The organism is Halorubrum lacusprofundi ATCC 49239, from assembly GCF_000022205.1.
Classification (GTDB): Archaea; Halobacteriota; Halobacteria; order Halobacteriales; family Haloferacaceae; genus Halorubrum; species Halorubrum lacusprofundi.
Genome location: NC_012028.1, coordinates 150,599 through 163,111, shown reverse-complemented (window position 1 = coordinate 163,111; position 12,513 = coordinate 150,599). Strand labels below are relative to the sequence as shown.

Below are 12,513 nucleotides of genomic sequence, written 5' to 3'. Positions count from 1 at the left end.
GAACCCTTCCCATCCGCGGTTTCCCGAGATGGTGCATCGGTCGTCGTCTACTCAATCCGAGTCGCGTCTTCCACTTAAGGGGACGGATTCGGACCGAGGCTGACATGGACTCACTGGGATTCGAACCCAGGGCATCCTCCTTGCAAAGGAGGCACTCTACCGCTGAGCTATGAGCCCACCTTCCCACGTGGGAAGGATGATCGGTGTCTGTGTGAACCGTGGTAGTTCGTCGGTGTCCAGGCCGGCGAGTGGTCGGACACAGACCATGCATGAATAGTGACCGTCTGGTGACGGTCGAAAGGTGAGCTCGCCCAGAAGGGCGAGTCTCGGGTCGGTGGAGGTGATCCAGCCGCAGATTCCCCTACGGCTACCTTGTTACGACTTAAGCCCCCTTGCGAAGCCCAGATTCGACTCGTGTAACGAGCCTCATCCGGACCTCACTCGGGTGCTTTGACGGGCGGTGTGTGCAAGGAGCAGGGACGTATTCACCGCGCGCTTATGACACGCGATTACTACCGAATCCAGCTTCATGTGGGCGAGTTGCAGCCCACAATCCGAACTACGATCGAGTTTCTGAGATTACCGTCTCCTTTCGGAGTTGGAACCCTTTGTCTCGACCATTGTAGCCCGCGTGTTGCCCAGCGCATTCGGGGCATACTGACCTACCGTTGCCCGTTCCTTCCTCCGTGTTGGCCACGGCGGTCTCCCTACTGTCCCCAGCCACTTCGCAGTGCTGCTGGCAAGTAAGGATGCGGGTCTCGCTCGTTGCCTGACTTAACAGGACGCCTCACGGTACGAGCTGACGGCGGCCATGCACCTCCTCTCTGAAACTCGGATAAGGTCATCAACCTGATCGTCATTATTACAGTCGACGCTGGTGAGATGTCCGGCGTTGAGTCCAATTAAACCGCAGGCTCCTCCGGTTGTAGTGCTCCCCCGCCAATTCCTTTAAGTTTCATCCTTGCGGACGTACTTCCCAGGCGGTCTGTTTAGCGGCTTCCCTACGGCACAGCACCCACTCGTAGTGGGAGCCACACCTAACAGACATTGTTTACGGCCAGGACTACCCGGGTATCTAATCCGGTTCGAGACCCTGGCTTTCGTCCCTCACTGTCGGATCCGTCCTCGCGACGTGCTTTCGCCATCGGCGGTCCGTCCAGGATTACAGGATTTCACTCCTACCCCGGACGTACCCGTCGCGCCTTCCGGTCCCAAGCCACGCAGTTTCTACCGGACGCCCACCCGTTGAGCGGGTGGATTTTCCGATAGACTTGCGCGGCCAGCTACGGACGCTTTAGGCCCAATAAGATCGGCCATCACTCGGGCTGCCGGTATTACCGCGGCGGCTGGCACCGGTCTTGCCCAGCCCTTATTCGTACACCTCCCTACGGTGTACAAAAGCGTAGGCTCTATGCCTACGCACTTGGGATTCCCTTATCGCACTGGCGTGCAGTGTAAAGGTTTCGCGCCTGCTGCGCCCCGTAGGGCCCGGAATCTTGTCTCAGATTCCGTCTCCGGGTTCTCACTCTCATGACCCGTACCGATTATTGGCACGGTGGGCCGTTACCCCACCGTCTACCTAATCGGCCGCAGCCACATCCTTCGGCGCCGGAGCATTTGGCACAATCCTCATTCCAGGTGGATTGTGGTATGCACTATTAACCTCAGTTTCCCGAGGGTATCGTGCTCCGAAGGGTAGTTTGGCCACGTGTTACTGAGCTATTCGCCACGAGTCTGAACTCGTGCGACTAGCATGGCTAAATCGAATCCCAATAGCAATGGCCTCCGGCAGGATCAACCGGAATGTATAACCTCCGAGCCTGATTCCCGGCTCAGAGGGGTGTTGGCGGGTTTTGACTTGCGATAAGTCAAAACACCATTGCATGGTCTATGTGGTGTCCGGTTCACCCAGCGACCTGGATGACACCGAACTACCACGGCTCACATCAGATTTCCTCTTACGCCGGAGCGCAGGGGGCGAAATCCTCATTCAGGTGAGTCGAATAAACCGACTCTGCGAAACCGGGACGAATTGAACGTCCCGAGTCCGCGGTGCGTTCTTCGCGTTTTAACCGAACGGACTTATACACTTAAGCACGTCGGAACGCTTCGACCGACCGCAGAGCGGTCGGCCGTATGTCCCCCGCGCCGGGGGACCTTCGCATTCAACACGAATGCCGGGTTGTACTTAACCCCGTCGAACCATCGCCGTCACGTCATGCGATTTCATAGAGAACAGTTGCCATAGCCACCGAGAGTAGCTCACGGTGACGAGGGGCTCAAGCTCCATGTGCCAGAGCATGATATAATACAGTAGGAAACAAAATGTGAACACCGCTATACACTCCCTCAACACGTTGTTCTTTTGTGCTTCAACGTTCGGAAGAATACGACCTACCGTGGACTGCTCGATGAACTGATCGAGATGCCACGCATCCGTCGTGTTCTCGGACTAGCCGAACTTCCTACAGTATCAACACTCTGTAAGGCGTTTAATCGACTAGACAGGGAGATATGGTGCGTCATATTGACTCTCTCAGCGGACGCTACTTCTGACGAGCAGGGTTGTTAGAGTTGATGCGCCAAGATTCGACCGCAGTCACGCCTCGAAATACTCGCTAAACGAGCCGAACTCACGATTCAACAGCTCAAGGTGACACTCCTGGTCGATATGAAAGTGAACGCAATTCTCAATCTACACATGACGACGACAAGAAAACGCGATAGCCAGATCGCTCCGTCGTTGATCAAGCGCAACCCCGTGAATATCGACATCCTTCTCGGTGACAAAGGCTACGACGATCAGAAAATCAGGTGACTTGCCCGTCAACACGAGGTTCAGTACCTCACAAAGCATCCTCGGCTAGCTGTTTCTGCGGCCTGAGTTCTGTGTCGAAGCGGTTGTACTGACGGTCTCGACGAGAGAATTACGGACGGATCGACGGAGAGCTGTCGCTGTCGGCGGCGGTCAGCCGCCGACGCGACAGCGTCGCCACTCACTCCGCTGGCTTGCTCGGTCGGTGGTTAGCGGTGGAATCGGTCGTCAGGTGGCCGATTCGCGGGGACGGCCCGACGCACCGCGAGGGCCGTCCACGCAGCTCGTCGAATCATATTGACGAACTCCTTGTACGGCCACCACCAGAGGCGACGCCCGCCTCGGCGGGGCGTCGCCACATACTCGTAGTGAAGGTACCGCCAGACGTTCTGTAAGAGGAGACTCACCACCACGTACAGCAGCCGTACCGTTGGATCTCGTGTTGTCGTTGTCGCTATCGCTTGCTCAAACAAGCGATAGCTTGACTCGATACCGAAGCGTTTCGAGTAGTGGTATCGAGCGTCCCGTGGTGAGTCGATGAACGGCGCGTCAGCGGCGTAGCCGTGACGCGCCACACCGTTCTCGTCATACTTCCCATTTAGGTACGTACAGTCGATGTAGACGGGAAAATCGACGGTCCAGCTGTGACCGTCGAGTTTCCCCGTCAGATCATGCTGAATGACGCGACTCCATCCTTCCGAGAGCTCTTGCTGAATCGCCTCACCCCACCGGATGATCGGGATCACGTACGCGTAATTGTGCGCCTGAAGCAGCGTGAGACACTTACTGTCGTAGAATCCGCGATCAAGGTAGACGGCCTTGACCCCGGCGTCAAGGCCGTCGAGGACACCGAAGAACTCAGCGAGGACACTACTTGCGGTATCGCCGTCTTTGAGACGGCGTACCGCCAGCGTGTAGCGTTTGTTCTTCACACGCGCGTAGAGTGTGGCATAGGCGTGGAACGCAGTGGTTCCACGCTTCGCTACCGAGTGATAGAGGCCGTCTGTGTCGTCTTCGTCACCGTAGTAGGGCCGCAGGTGGAGGTCTGCGCAGACCTCCACCTGTTCGGGGAGCAATTCATCGAGATCCTTTCGCAGGAGCGTGTTAGCGACTCGTTCGAGCCGTTCCGGCTCGAACTTCGTCCGAAGATGGTAGAGGACCGTGTTCCCAGCGGGTGAGTTCTGGCTCGACGCACAGAGCGTAGAGACAGAGGTCCCGTCGGCGCAAGCGCCGACGAGGACCTCATAGATGTCTTCAGCAGTGATTTCAGCGTTATTGGCTAACGAGAGCGAAACTTCCTCGTCAAGGCGGTTGACGAGAAAGTTAAGAAGCTGGTCCTCGTGGATCTCACCGTCTGCTTGTTTGGTTTTAGACACACCTTCAGCAAGCAGACGTTCTAACTAAGCGGCTTTGTGAAGTACTGATCATTGTACTCGCTCTCGACGTACGAGATTTCACTTTCTAGGAGCGTCTTGACGGCCTCTTCATTCCGATTCCGGAGAAATTCATCTATCCCTTGAACTCCGACTGTGGCTACTTTCCGAGGATTTACGTCCAGAACTGCTTCCGTAATCGTTCGTGCGAGTTCGTGGTATCGGTCCGACGGAAGTCCGTCTTTATGGAGGATGTATTTCATTTCGTCGTCCGGTCCGTCAACGGATTCGTGGAAACCGCCCGCCTTCTTGATGGTCTCCATCCTGGCTTTGATAGCCTTCTCTAATTCGTCCATATCCACCTCTCCTAACACCTGAGCGAGTCGTTCACTTCCACTGGGCTTACTCTCATTTGACATTATTAGATGCCCGCGTTCTTCACAGATAAGACTACTACCTTTGATCGATAGCGGGTCATCGCTCAGTACGCACTCTTTAGCGACCAGCTGTTTCAGACAAGAATGTGTCTGACCAAGAGGATTTCAACAGAGCCGAACCAGACTATAATAGTCTGAACTATAATATCCCGGACCCTAATACGGTGGGTCAATTATTTGAGCCCCACCAAGGCTCCGACAGGTATTCCCGAATGTCCCGTCAGTCACCCTGAGAGCGGATTTCGCTGGCCCGCTGTTCAAGCCGGCGGAGGATCTGGACGCGCCCCTGATTCGCGTTCTCGTAGGCGACGCAGGCTCGGAGTGTCTCCATGTTATGAATAGTCGCGATACCAGCGTTGATGAGTCGGGTGTTTGGTGGTTCAAGACGCTGTTCCGGTGTGAGACCGTCTGATTCGACGGATAGATTCGACGAGTCGCTCATTTTTTGTTCGCCTCCGCTCTCTCAAGGCGATAATAAACCGCGGCCAAGCCACTCCCGGTCGAAGAAATTTCTTGTCAGAAATCCAAGTCAGTTTGGACGGTAGTTCGCGTCAGTGTCGACGCTGTCGTACATGCGGCCGAGCATGTCGAGCGCCGACTGGAAGTGGGCGTAGTGCTCGTTTGCGAACGCTACGGTTTCTTGAAGGGAGATAACGGGCCGTCCGTCGACCCTCTCGGGTTCGATCTGTGGCCGCGGCTTGAGTACCACCTGAATCGCACTATTGAGGTCGGCAGCGGGCAGGCGTTCTTCCGCAGTCGGGATTCCGAACCGGTCGAAGAACGCCGTCCAGGCGTCGAGGTCGGGCTCGTGGACGGCGATGAACAGCGGATAGTCTTCTGGGTCGCGAGCGACTTGGTAGCCACCGCGGGTCCAGACGTAGACCGCATCGATGCCAGTGTATGCATACTCCATCCCCGCGAACTGCGGGAGGACATACGCCTCCGCTATGGATGGCGGCGAGATGTTTGCTGACGCCGTCAGGAACTCGAGACCGGCGTCTCGGAGCGTCTGATCGACGAGATGGAGCCCATCGTCGTACGCGACGTATCCCGCCTCCTCGAGGCGATTCACGACGCGCCGAATCGTCTCCCGGTTCTCGTCGATCTTCCGCGCGACGCCGGAGATGGAATCGCCCGGGTCAAGCGCGAGGATGACCTTGAGTTCCTTCTCACCGCACACTTCGTACATTCTATGGCTACACAATTCTGTGCAATAGTCAAAAGAAGTACTATTCGTGTGGGTCGGCTGGCTGGATCTGGCGAGTGTCCTCAGCGAGGTCGTGGATATACTCGCGGAGGGTTTCCATATCCTCGCGGGCGTCTTCGAGCGTCTTACCCTTCACTTTGGCCGTGATCTTGTCTTGATCGCGGGTGCCAGTACCGCGAGTGAGTTTGACGGTGAGTGAGACGCCGACATCGCTTCGCTCGACGTACTCGGTTGGTGCCTGACGCTCACGGTTCTGCGGCGATTCTGCGCTCTTACGAGGCTGCTGGGTGTGGTCTGACATTGATTGCTCTCTGTGATCGTTAGTTGATGGACGGTGCGACTGGATCGTCGACTATCTCACGAAGGGTTGCATCTATCTCGTATCCGGTGAGTCGCCAGCAGCCGTCAGGTCCTGTACACTCTAGCTGGCTCACCACTTCGGTCTTGAACGCCTTGTACTCCGCCAGTGCCACCTCCTCATCGTCAGTGTAATCGAGCAGGAGGGCGAGGGCGAGTTGCGCCGGCCCACTCCCACCATATCCCCATTCGAAGCCCGAAGGACTGTGACTCGCCAGCGCGAGACTCCGCTCTGGCGTGAGCTGTTCTTGATCCGATTGGTTCTTGACGATGGCGCGGCCTCGACGACGGTAGCCGACGTAGATGACGTCGGGATCAGCCGAGGTCCGTGACTGTACGTGCGAGCATGGGTCGCTGATTCCACTCATAGGTTGGTTCGCGGGAGGCTCGTTCGATCACCCCCGCACCCCTCTCGGGGGTCCAAAAACAGGACGTAGCTGCGTTCGGCAACGTATTTGACAGTTGCAACGTACTGTCCAGGTATATCGGGATGGCTGTACTGGACGATCTCTCAGGGTTCGAGTTCGAGGACGTGATGGAGGACGTCTTCCGCAACCTCGGCTTCGAGAACGTCCGCCAGGCAGAGCGGACGGCCGACGAGGGCCGCGACGTCATTATGGAGGAGGTCGTCGACGGCACCCGGCGCGCGATCATCGTGGAGTGCAAGCACACAGGGACGGTCGGGCGCCCGGTCGTCCAGAAGCTCCACTCGGCGATCGCGACGTTCGACTTCGACGGTCCGAAACGCGGGATGGTCGTCACGACCGGCCGGTTCACGAACCCTGCTCAAGAGTACGCTAATCGACTCCAGCAGAACGACGACCCCCATCCAATCGAGTTGCTTGATGGCAAGGACCTCCGGGAGATCGCTGACGAGATCGGTCTCGACCTCTACAACGGGCGCATCGAGATTCTCTGCGACGATACCCTACGCCCGTACGACCCGGCCGCCGACGTCGACGCGGCCGTCGCGGAGGCGTTCCGCGACATCGAGAACACCGAGAGCGCCGATCTCCCGGTGGCGCACTCGCAGGTGACGTTCCGTCCGGTGGTTGCGGTCACCGCGGACACGAACGCCGTCTTCGAGACGTCGGTGGGCGTCATCCACCGGATCAACGACCGCACACAGTTCGTTGTCCACGCTGAACGCGGCCATCCGAAGGTGGCCGACGACGATGTCGCGACGCTGGTCACCGAGAACTTCCACGCGACGGTTCCCCTCGATACTGGGCAGTTTACCGAGGTATTCGACGACGTCGAGGAACGACGGTTCGGCCAGACCCAAACGGAGTACAAGGAGTGGGCTGTTGACCGTCTTCAGGACTACCACACGACGACGGTGACCTACACTGGCGACAACAACGTCACCTACAACAAGACGTGTGAGCCGAATCTCTCGGACATCTCTGTGCAATCGATCGAGCCGGTGTATCTCCCCGACATTCGGCACACGACCGACCTCCAGGAGTACACCTACCCCTACGAGTACTACGCGGCAGGTCCGTCACGAGTGACCGCCGAAGACGGCATTCACCGCTGCGTCCATTGTGACACGAGCGGCATCGATGAGACGTACACCTACTGTTCGAACTGCGGGGCCATCGCCTGCTCCAGTCACACCAAAACGGAGCGGCTGGAAGGTGAGCCGGTCTGTACGGGCTGTGCAGTCACCGACCGGTTCGCGCTGAAGACGAAGTACTTCTACGACGAGGAGAATCTCGAGGCGTTCAGCGAGGAGTACGCCGATATGCCGCTTCACGAAAAGGCGATGGAGAACAAGTGGCTGGCCGGGGGAAGCGTTGTTGCGACGGTGCTGCTTGTCGTCGGACTACTCGTCATCGGCGGCATCATCTGAGCGGGCTAAGCGTTCACCCCGGCTCAGCGACGATCTCTTCGAGCGCCTGCTCAAGCGGGCCGTGGAACTGCCAGCTGGCCCGCTCGAAGGCTTCCTCGGTCGGACCATCCCAGCGCGGGAAGGCGGAGTGACCACTCACCTTGACGGTCCACTCGGACGGCTCTTCGAACGGGTTCCGGGTCGGCAGCTCGACGACGTAGAGATACTCCTCGTCGCCGTGAATGCCGTCGGCTGGGTTCTCGACGCCGTGTCCGAGCAGGAACATCGGCTGGTCGAGGTGCTCCATATTGTCCGGCTCGAGGAGATCCGAGGGGTGGTCAGCGTGGATGCTCCGATCACGCCCTTCGTCCACGTAGAGGGTCATCGTCGAGAGCGTGTCGAGGAACAGGAACTGGGCAGCGGCGTACGCAGGCCCGCGCTCTGTTCGTGTCTCGTCGAGCAGCTCCTTCAGCTGGACAAGGTCACGGAGGACGCTGTCGGGATAGCCATCCGAGTGACGGTATATCTGTGCGATGCGGTCGGTTTTAGACTGTTCGTCTGCGGTCTCGCTCCGTTGGATGAATCGGAGTTGACTTCGTGTCGACATCGATCACCGCCGGCGCGTGTGCGCCGGCACCCACCGCCGGCGCAGAAACAACCTCTCCTGAATCGAGTGAGGTCTCTGGAATCTCGACGAATGGCTGATACTGGACAACTTAAACCCGGTTAAAAATGGATTCCAAAATTCGCAAGACGGTAGTCGGGTGGGGTCCTTGCTCGGAAACTGATGCTGTTCCAGCCCAAAGGTATGCGTATGTCATCGGAGTCTGAGAGGAGTTCACCGCTCCCCGATCCGGCTGAGATTGCCAGGCGGGCCGAACGACAGCGTAGTCTGTACGAGGAGGCCGCCGAGAATCCAGACCGGGTGGTGCCAGCAATGTTCATCGAGGACTGCGCCCGGTGCGAAACGCTCGCCGACAAGCGGCGTCGTGAGGGCTTCTATAAACACTTCTATCGGACACTCCCTGACCGAGAGACAGCGGAGCTATCCAGCGACGATCTCCCCGAGGAGATTCAGTCTGCTGCGCCCGTCCATCTTGCAATCGATGATACGACTCTTGAGGACGAAAGCGCGGACGTGGCCTCCGTTTCGGAGCTATGGGAGCAGATCGGTACTGGTGAACACCCGGGTAAGCTGTGTCAAACTCCGCTGGTCCACTATATCGACCGTGAGGACTGCTATATCCACGCAGAACCAACGCGGGTCGGATTCAGCTATGGTCTCCCCGTGTTCGTGTACAAACGCCGGCAATCGGACAACCACTACGGAGTCTTCTTCTCCAGTGAGAAGGCGTATCTGTGGCTCTGTGGGTGGATTCTTCACGCAAACGGATTCTTCGACCCGAAAGAGTTCATCCCATCACTCTACTTCTTGAAGGCCTCGAACCCATCCACAGTTGCCCCTGAGCTGGTGTCCAAAACAGAAGATCTCGTGTTTCGTAACGGATTCCCCGGCGTAGACGCGCCCGAAATCACAGACCTGCCGGACGGGGTCAATCTGTACCAATTCCCGTACAGCAAGGACACGTATGCGGATCAGTTTGCTCGGTGGCGCCGTCTCTACTTCGACGAGCGAACCCCTCGTGGATGCGGGTCCTGCGACGTGTGTCGGACGTAAATTCACCGCCCTAACGCGCGCTCTACGCCAGGTGCGACACCTCAGATGGTTCCTCGACGTCGTCGAACTCTCCACGCTCCACAGGTTCCCAGTTCTCACCGGGCTCTGGACTCCACCAGTCGACCTTGTAGGCGCCCGGTGCGCCGAGGATCTTCACGCGCGCTGACCCATCAGGCAGGTCGCGGCGCAGTTTCTCATCGATGTGGAGGTTCCAGGTGGTGGTAGAATCGAAGCAGGCGAGCACGGCATCCTCGTAGCCGCGTGTTTCTCGGGATTCCTGGAGTTCGACCTGGGTGTTGCAGTTCTTGCAAAACACCCCCTCGAAGGGGATGTGAGTGAAGACCTCCTGCCCGCAGACGGGGCACCAGAGGAACTCGAACAGCGCCTCACTGTGTCGGTCAAGTACTTCGAGACTCATTGGTTGACTAACCCGGTTGTCCCGGGCCACCACCTCGTGCCCGGCCGAAAAACAGCACCCAGCGCTTATTCACTCACCGTTCGGCGCCGTAGACGATGCGTGAGGGGGCTTCGTACCCACAGTCGGGGCAGTCGTACCACCGCTGGACATTCGCCCCGTCTGCCGCTTTCTCGCCGACACGAACGTCCTCGTTCGGACACTCCGGACAGCTGAGGTCCGGAGCGGGACGCTCCCGGAGCTCGTCACGGAACGCCGTCGCGTCTTTCGTCTCGTACCCCCGCGACCACACCGGGTAGCCGTCGACGAGGATTGCTCCACGCCATTTGTACCGATACGAATCTGGCGCTCGATGCAGGACGGCTTGCACACCAGTCTCGGTGTTCCGATACGCGAGCGTCGGCGAGCGGCTCTCGCGTCGCCAGTTGGTGATACGGGGCATTCTTAGAAGTGGACGTCAGCGGGCACGATCCAGATCTCTTCACTCTCCTCGAGGAGTCGGTCCAGCTGTCCACGGTGGCGAATGCCGGTTCCGTGTTCGGTGTACAGGAAGATCGTCGGGCCGTCGTACGCACCGACCTGGTGGAAGGCGTGCCGCGCGAGGTCCTCGTCGCGCATGATCTCCTCGTCGGAGAGCTCCCCGATGGCCTCCTTCACCCGGTCGAGATTGCGCTCGAACTCTTCCTTCGTCGCCTCCCACCCACGCTCCAGGAGCTCCTGACCGTCATCAGAGTCGACAGGAGCCGCGGTCGGCAACTCTCCCCATCGCGCTGTCCCCGCAACGGACGTGTCCTCCTCATCGAAAGTCACGTGGTAGTCGAAGACGGCGCCGGCGTGTGGGTCCGCGCCGACCAAGCGGTCGAACACCGTCTTTCCGGTGGCCAGTGCGTCGTCGTGGGTCGATTCCTCTACTAGCGCGTAAATCACCATATGCATCTTGAACACCTCGAAACGCCGACGCACCGGGGGTCGTTGCTCGCTCCAGCTGCGCCGGCACCCATCGCCGGCGCTCGAAAAACGCTCCTCGTGACGGCGGATTCTCAGGCTTCGTCCGCTCGTCCGACAGTGATGGTCAGATCGCCCGATTCGTAGTCGGCCTCGAAATCGACCGCGAACCCGTCCGACTCGTAGGCGGCGTGGTAAGCACGGTGGCGTTTGAGCGAGCCTGTCGCCTTGAAGTGGAAGAATGCGGCCGCTGTGTAGGGCTTGCTCTGTGTTTCGACCTGCGACTCGACGGATGCGGGGAGCGCGATTTGGGGTGTTTCCGTGTCGATACTCGCAGCGAACTCCTTCGCTTCCTCGACGGTCGCTTGCGAATGCGCTGGTGTCTCGCCAGTCAGCACGTTCACCGGTGTTTCCGTGTCGTCGGTGAACAGGACATCTTCGAAGGTGTGTGTTCCGAGGATCGCTTCGGGATCCAACTCGCAGTCGTGAAACGGGTCGTCCTCTGAGGTCATCGAATCACGAGCCTACGGCGGGGCTCACCCATTCCGACCCTGAAAAACAGCAGCTGCCACGAAGCAGATCGAACTAGGGGCTTTGTTGGAATCCCCCGGACCTGGCAGATGTCGCGTGCAGGATACAGAGACTGTATGCAGCAAACGAGATGAGTGCTCGGGGGGTAGCGACTTACAGATTCGACCCTGAGGTAGTCTCCGAGGTTCGGTCAAGTCGCTCGTAGAGGTAGTACGAGTACACGATGGTGCCGCCGGCTGTCAGAAGTGCAGGGACGAGGAGGAAGTAGAGCGCGTAGTTGCCGAACAGTAGGCCGACGACCGTGAGGATGGCGGTGAGTTTGAAGAGGCGGCCGCCGAGCGCGTGGGTTCGTGCCCAGACTTCCTCGCTGCTGAGGGTCCACGGTGTCCGTATGCCGACGAACCAGTTCTGCTTGGCGTGCGTGAGCACGACGCCGCTGTAGTAGAACAGGCCAGCCGCGGCGACGAGAATCAGATACGTGAAGTCAAACTCGTAGCCGAGATTGAACGCGACGACGCCAGCGTGGACAACGAACATATAGATGGTGAAGATGACGACGAACCAGTCGTAGTACGACCGGAACTCGGCGATGTTTTCTCGAAGCGGGTCGATCCGTGGAATGACGGCGAACAAGCCAAGGATTCCTGCCATCAGGGCGGGGGTGAGCCAGAGGGCGAGCGTCTTCTGCATCGTTCCGTTGGGGTTACCAGCGGCATCCCAGTTCGTGACGAGTTCAGCGGGGAGCGATGGAGCAGCAAGCAAGCTCACAATGCCGGACAACACGACGAAGCCCGCAGCCAACAGGAACCGGTGAATCGTCTTCATACTGGAATATACGACCTGTACTCTGATGAACAAGTGGGGTAGAGAGTCAGTGGATACTCGGGTCAGCACTCCCTGTCCGGTGGCCCTGTTGAAATC

Annotated in this window: 14 protein-coding genes, 1 tRNA gene, 1 rRNA gene and 1 pseudogene; 3 read left to right on the top strand and 14 right to left on the bottom strand. The window is 58.6% G+C overall.

From position 1 onward, the window contains the following. Positions 1-105 precede the first annotated feature (105 nt). Positions 106-177 (bottom strand) — tRNA-Ala (locus HLAC_RS14360). A gap of 158 nt (positions 178-335) precedes the next feature. Further along, positions 336-1,805: ribosomal RNA gene (locus tag HLAC_RS14355) — 16S ribosomal RNA — on the bottom strand. A gap of 524 nt (positions 1,806-2,329) precedes the next feature. Between HLAC_RS14355 and HLAC_RS14350 the strand changes: the two are divergent. Next, positions 2,330-2,815 (top strand): annotated as a pseudogene (locus HLAC_RS14350) (transposase); the annotation flags it as partial. A gap of 209 nt (positions 2,816-3,024) precedes the next feature. Here HLAC_RS14350 and HLAC_RS14345 read toward each other — a convergent pair. The 6 genes from HLAC_RS14345 to HLAC_RS14320 form a co-directional block, all read right to left on the bottom strand. Then, entirely contained in the window at positions 3,025-4,191 is a 1,167-nt protein-coding gene (locus HLAC_RS14345) for an ISH3-like element ISHla1 family transposase (RefSeq protein ID WP_009486633.1), read from the bottom strand. Positions 4,192-4,211: 20 nt separating this feature from the next. Beyond that, positions 4,212-4,607, bottom strand: a complete 396-nt coding sequence (locus tag HLAC_RS14340) for a hypothetical protein (RefSeq protein ID WP_015911451.1) — start codon at positions 4,605-4,607, stop codon at positions 4,212-4,214. Positions 4,608-4,845: 238 nt separating this feature from the next. Next, positions 4,846-5,067: a DUF8129 domain-containing protein gene (locus tag HLAC_RS14335; RefSeq protein ID WP_015911450.1), complete on the bottom strand. Its 222-nt coding sequence runs from the start codon at positions 5,065-5,067 to the stop codon at positions 4,846-4,848. A gap of 87 nt (positions 5,068-5,154) precedes the next feature. Continuing rightward, positions 5,155-5,814 (bottom strand): helix-turn-helix domain-containing protein, encoded by a 660-nt coding sequence (locus HLAC_RS14330; RefSeq protein ID WP_015911449.1) that lies wholly within the window; start codon positions 5,812-5,814, stop codon positions 5,155-5,157. A 40-nt stretch (positions 5,815-5,854) separates the two neighbouring features. Beyond that, positions 5,855-6,133 carry a DUF7389 domain-containing protein gene (locus HLAC_RS14325; protein WP_015911448.1) on the bottom strand — a complete coding sequence of 93 codons (279 nt, stop codon included), beginning with the start codon at positions 6,131-6,133 and terminating at the stop codon, positions 5,855-5,857. 19 nt (positions 6,134-6,152) lie between these two features. After that, positions 6,153-6,557: a DUF6166 domain-containing protein gene (locus HLAC_RS14320; protein ID WP_015911447.1), complete on the bottom strand. Its 405-nt coding sequence runs from the start codon at positions 6,555-6,557 to the stop codon at positions 6,153-6,155. A 122-nt stretch (positions 6,558-6,679) separates the two neighbouring features. Here HLAC_RS14320 and HLAC_RS14315 point away from each other — a divergent pair, with 122 nt between their 5' ends. Next, entirely contained in the window at positions 6,680-8,044 is a 1,365-nt protein-coding gene (locus HLAC_RS14315) for a restriction endonuclease (RefSeq protein WP_015911446.1), read from the top strand. Positions 8,045-8,057: 13 nt separating this feature from the next. Here HLAC_RS14315 and HLAC_RS14310 read toward each other — a convergent pair whose 3' ends face one another. Next, positions 8,058-8,630, bottom strand: a complete 573-nt coding sequence (locus tag HLAC_RS14310) for a hypothetical protein (RefSeq protein ID WP_015911445.1) — start codon at positions 8,628-8,630, stop codon at positions 8,058-8,060. Between the two features lie 207 nt (positions 8,631-8,837). Between HLAC_RS14310 and HLAC_RS14305 the strand changes: the two genes are divergently transcribed. After that, the gene (locus tag HLAC_RS14305; protein ID WP_241211154.1) at positions 8,838-9,701 is read left to right on the top strand and encodes a hypothetical protein; all 864 of its coding nucleotides are present in this window, start codon (positions 8,838-8,840) and stop codon (positions 9,699-9,701) included. 22 nt (positions 9,702-9,723) lie between these two features. Here the strand turns inward: HLAC_RS14305 and HLAC_RS14300 are convergent, their stop codons facing one another. The 5 genes from HLAC_RS14300 to HLAC_RS14280 all read right to left on the bottom strand — a co-directional run bounded on the left by HLAC_RS14300 (position 9,724) and on the right by HLAC_RS14280 (position 12,417). Further along, the gene (locus tag HLAC_RS14300) at positions 9,724-10,119 is read right to left on the bottom strand and encodes a DUF7567 family protein (RefSeq protein WP_015911443.1); all 396 of its coding nucleotides are present in this window, start codon (positions 10,117-10,119) and stop codon (positions 9,724-9,726) included. A 73-nt stretch (positions 10,120-10,192) separates the two neighbouring features. Further along, positions 10,193-10,558, bottom strand: a complete 366-nt coding sequence (locus tag HLAC_RS14295) for a DUF7568 family protein (protein ID WP_015911442.1) — start codon at positions 10,556-10,558, stop codon at positions 10,193-10,195. A gap of 2 nt (positions 10,559-10,560) precedes the next feature. Further along, positions 10,561-11,052, bottom strand: a complete 492-nt coding sequence (locus HLAC_RS14290; RefSeq protein WP_015911441.1) for a DUF7995 family protein — start codon at positions 11,050-11,052, stop codon at positions 10,561-10,563. A 104-nt stretch (positions 11,053-11,156) separates the two neighbouring features. Further along, positions 11,157-11,573, bottom strand: a complete 417-nt coding sequence (locus HLAC_RS14285; protein WP_015911440.1) for a DUF8025 family protein — start codon at positions 11,571-11,573, stop codon at positions 11,157-11,159. Between the two features lie 172 nt (positions 11,574-11,745). Then, on the bottom strand, positions 11,746-12,417 hold the full coding sequence (locus tag HLAC_RS14280; RefSeq protein ID WP_015911439.1) for an SdpI family protein: 672 nt from the start codon (positions 12,415-12,417) through the stop codon (positions 11,746-11,748). Positions 12,418-12,513 lie beyond the last annotated feature (96 nt).

Bases quoted from the DNA above. Each gene is read 5' to 3' on its own strand.
- HLAC_RS14340 (WP_015911451.1), bottom strand. From the start codon at position 4,607: ATGTCAAATGAGAGTAAGCCCAGTGGAAGTGAACGACTCGCTCAGGTG.
- HLAC_RS14335 (WP_015911450.1), bottom strand. From the start codon at position 5,067: ATGAGCGACTCGTCGAATCTATCCGTCGAATCAGACGGTCTCACACCG.
- HLAC_RS14330 (WP_015911449.1), bottom strand. From the start codon at position 5,814: ATGTACGAAGTGTGCGGTGAGAAGGAACTCAAGGTCATCCTCGCGCTT.
- HLAC_RS14325 (WP_015911448.1), bottom strand. From the start codon at position 6,133: ATGTCAGACCACACCCAGCAGCCTCGTAAGAGCGCAGAATCGCCGCAG.
- HLAC_RS14320 (WP_015911447.1), bottom strand. From the start codon at position 6,557: ATGAGTGGAATCAGCGACCCATGCTCGCACGTACAGTCACGGACCTCG.
- HLAC_RS14315 (WP_015911446.1), top strand. From the start codon at position 6,680: ATGGCTGTACTGGACGATCTCTCAGGGTTCGAGTTCGAGGACGTGATG.
- HLAC_RS14310 (WP_015911445.1), bottom strand. From the start codon at position 8,630: ATGTCGACACGAAGTCAACTCCGATTCATCCAACGGAGCGAGACCGCA.
- HLAC_RS14305 (WP_241211154.1), top strand. From the start codon at position 8,838: ATGTCATCGGAGTCTGAGAGGAGTTCACCGCTCCCCGATCCGGCTGAG.
- HLAC_RS14300 (WP_015911443.1), bottom strand. From the start codon at position 10,119: ATGAGTCTCGAAGTACTTGACCGACACAGTGAGGCGCTGTTCGAGTTC.
- HLAC_RS14295 (WP_015911442.1), bottom strand. From the start codon at position 10,558: ATGCCCCGTATCACCAACTGGCGACGCGAGAGCCGCTCGCCGACGCTC.
- HLAC_RS14290 (WP_015911441.1), bottom strand. From the start codon at position 11,052: ATGCATATGGTGATTTACGCGCTAGTAGAGGAATCGACCCACGACGAC.
- HLAC_RS14285 (WP_015911440.1), bottom strand. From the start codon at position 11,573: ATGACCTCAGAGGACGACCCGTTTCACGACTGCGAGTTGGATCCCGAA.
- HLAC_RS14280 (WP_015911439.1), bottom strand. From the start codon at position 12,417: ATGAAGACGATTCACCGGTTCCTGTTGGCTGCGGGCTTCGTCGTGTTG.